Annotated in this window: 2 protein-coding genes; both read right to left on the bottom strand. The window is 57.8% G+C overall.

Translation table 11 applies throughout. The annotated features are described in order from the left end of the window. Positions 1-706 precede the first annotated feature (706 nt). A complete protein-coding gene (locus KBB36_RS20865; RefSeq protein ID WP_290985825.1) occupies positions 707-1144 on the bottom strand; it encodes a hypothetical protein in 438 nt (145 codons plus the stop codon). Positions 1145-1396: 252 nt separating this feature from the next. Next, on the bottom strand, positions 1397-3257 hold a 1861-nt coding region (locus KBB36_RS20860), incomplete at its 5' end, for a CusA/CzcA family heavy metal efflux RND transporter (protein ID WP_290985822.1).

The raw sequence follows: 3257 nt of genomic DNA, 5'->3' as shown, positions 1-3257 counted from the left end.
TCTTGCTGGAATTAGCGAAGGAAACATGCACCAGCAGTAGGTGAAGCATCAACCAGATAATCCGATGAGATGCCGGTCTGTCTCACTCTCATGCAAAGGTAAGATCAACCATTTAATCCGCTTACCCCCTTTTAATAAGTGAAAAATCCCCTCTTAATGCTGCATCCAAAAGACGGGCGTATTGCTCTCCGTACGATGGCTCATCAGCCACAGGTATTGGAGAGACATAGCTTGGTTTGAGCGCGCCCACCGCCATTCGTCGATCCCCCAGAATCACTTGCCCGGCAACCTTTTGGGGGCGCCGGGCAACCTTTACCCGGCCAAAAATGCCACGATTCGCAGAGTCTGACAACCTTTTTGGCATAATCTCCAACCTTTCGTCCTATAGGCTGATGTATAGGAACGGCTGGAAAATCAATAGGTGCCATGCGTATTTGGGATCACATTCGGGCAGCGTATTTCGGCTCGTACTACGTTGGAAATGCTGCCGTATTTCTCTTTGCCCACAGGGCGTCAGATTGACCCCGACTTCCGCCAAGAAGGCACAGTTGAGCACCCCCTGAGTTGCTATCTCCGCAGAATATCCCCAGCTTTTTTGGAAGTTAGAAGGGGCTTAATGTCAGCACTTGCACCAGCGGCGAGGCTACTCACGATCAAGATGATGGCAGCCTTTTGGAGATCTTACGGATCCTTCGTCATCGCAGACCTAGTTGATCAACTCGAACTTCCCAACTGTGACCTGAATCCGCTTCTCGCGGCCGTCGGCGAAGTCGAGGCATGCCTCCAGGCTGCCGCCGGCGGCAAGAGGGCGCCGCAGGCGCAACAATCGGACACGGGCAGTCTCTTCCAGATCCAGGACCTCACCAGGCAGTACCGCCATTGAGCCGATCGGCACGAAGCGACCAGGCGCCACTCTTACCTCGATCTGGCTTGCCTCAGCCGCGTCGGAATGCAGGCGGATGAACTGCCGCACCGATGCACCATTATTCTCTATGGCAAGCCGGACCAGCGTTTCACCGCCCAGAACGGCCGGTTCGGCATAGGCATGCTGGATTATCAAGGTTCCGATCTCGTCCTGATGGGCTCGAGCGGCGTCAGGACATAGCGCTAATATGACAAGAGCGACGGCGGTACCTTTCCCCAAGATATGCATCCTGTGGCTATTCCATGTCATGGCGCCAGTCATGTCCTTTAAAGCGTGGGTTGATGCTCGGGGCGAAAGAGTGATCCTCATGTAGCTCCCTGGCGAAGCATTCCTGGAAAGCAGGAGTATCAGGTAGCAACCCCTTGGCTTGGCATCCTTGCCGAATTCCGGCGTGATACTCCCCCTGGGACCAACTACACCCACTCAGTAACAGGACCAGAGTCGAGACTGCGAAGAAGCGTTTCTGCATGGTCATTCTCCTGCTGCGGCATGAGGCTGGTGACTGATGACAGGATCAAGTTCATCACCACCGGTCTGCCGCCCAGTACCGAAGCGAGCGTAGAGCGCCGGCAGCACCAGCAAGGTCAGCAACGTCGAGCTGATAAGCCCACCTATCACCACAGTGGCGATGGGCTTCTGTACCTCGGCGCCCGTACCCAATGCGATTGCCATCGGTACGAACCCGAGAGAGGCAACCAGTGCTGTGATCAGCACGGGGCGCAGGCGCGCGACCGCACCGTCAATGACGGCGGCCACCTTGTCGACACCCTCCGCCATCTCCTGCTGGATACGGCTGACCATCACCAGCCCGTTGAGCACGGCGATGCCAGATAAAGCGATAAAACCGACAATAGCCGAAACCGAAATCGGCATGCCGCGCAATGCCAGAGCCAAAATGCCACCGACCAAGGCAAAGGGAATGCCGCTATAGACGATCAGGGCATCGCGTACGCTGCCTAGCGCCATGAACAGGAGGAAAAAGATAGCGGCAAAGCAGAGCGGCACGACGACAAGCAGACGGTTTTTGGCCGCGATGAGGTTCTCATACTGGCCGCCCCAGGCAATCCAGTAGCCCGACGGCAGCGTCACCCGGGCGGAAATCTGCGCCTGGGCATCACGCACCATAGAACCGATATCGCGGCCCCGGACGTTGGCCTGCACCACGATCCGGCGCTTGCCATTCTCCCGGCTGATCTGGTTCGGCCCTTCATCGATTTCGATATCGGCTAGCTGACGCAGCGGGATGGTGGCCAGGCGGCCATTACCGGGCAGGGGTACCGGCAGATTATGCAACACCTCCAAATCGCTGCGCACTGTATCGGCAAGACGCACCACGATGTCGAAACGCTTGTCACCCTCGTAGAGTGCGCCGACCTCATGGCCACCTATCGCCGTGGCGATAACCTGCTGCACCTGTGCCACACTGAGGCCGCGCCGGGCTATCTCGCGCTTCTTCAGCCGGATATTGAGATAAGGCAGCCCCGCCGCCTGCTCCACCTTGACATCACTGGCCCCATCGACACCGCGCAGGACCGCCGCTACGGCATTGGCGGTTTCAAGCAACGTATCGAAATCGTCACCATAGACTTTCACGGCAACATCAGAGCGCACGCCGGCGATCAGCTCATTGAAGCGCATCTGAATCGGCTGCGTGAATTCGTAGTTGTTCCCTGGCACGCGGCCTACGGCTTGCTCGATCTCGCGGATCAGTTGCACCTTGGTCTTGTCTGGATCAGGCCATTCCTGTTGTGGCTTGAGAATGATGAAAGTGTCCGACACATTCGGCGGCATAGGATCGGAAGCCACCTCGGCCGTGCCGGTCTTGGAAAAAACCGTAGCCACTTCCGGGAACCGAGCCACCGCCTTCTCCACCTGGTTCTGCATCGCCGCCGACTGGTTCAGCGAGGTACTAGGAATGCGCATGGCATGCATGGCGATATCCTTTTCGTCCAGGGTCGGGATGAATTCCTGGCCGAGCTGCGTCAGCAGCAAGAGAGAGCCAACGAACATTGCCGCCGCCACGGCGGCTATGCGGCCCGGAATGCCGACGACACGGTTCAGCAGCGCGCCGTAGCGGTCTTGCGCCGCCGCCATGAAGCGGCTTTCCTTCTCCTTCACCGGCCCTGTGACAAACAGGGCAATCATCGCCGGGACGAAGGTAAGCGACAGCACGAAGGCGCAAGCCAAGGCAATGATGACGGTCAACGCCATCGGCTCGAACATCTTGCCTTCCACGCCGGTGAAACTCAGCATCGGCACATAAACGATGATGATGATCGCCTGGCCGAAGACCGACGGCTGTATCATCTCCTTGGACGCGACCATTACCTCC

The organism is Ferrovibrio sp. (assembly GCF_017994015.1).
Lineage (GTDB): Bacteria > Pseudomonadota > Alphaproteobacteria > Ferrovibrionales > Ferrovibrionaceae > Ferrovibrio.
This window is presented reverse-complemented; position numbering and strand designations above follow the sequence as displayed.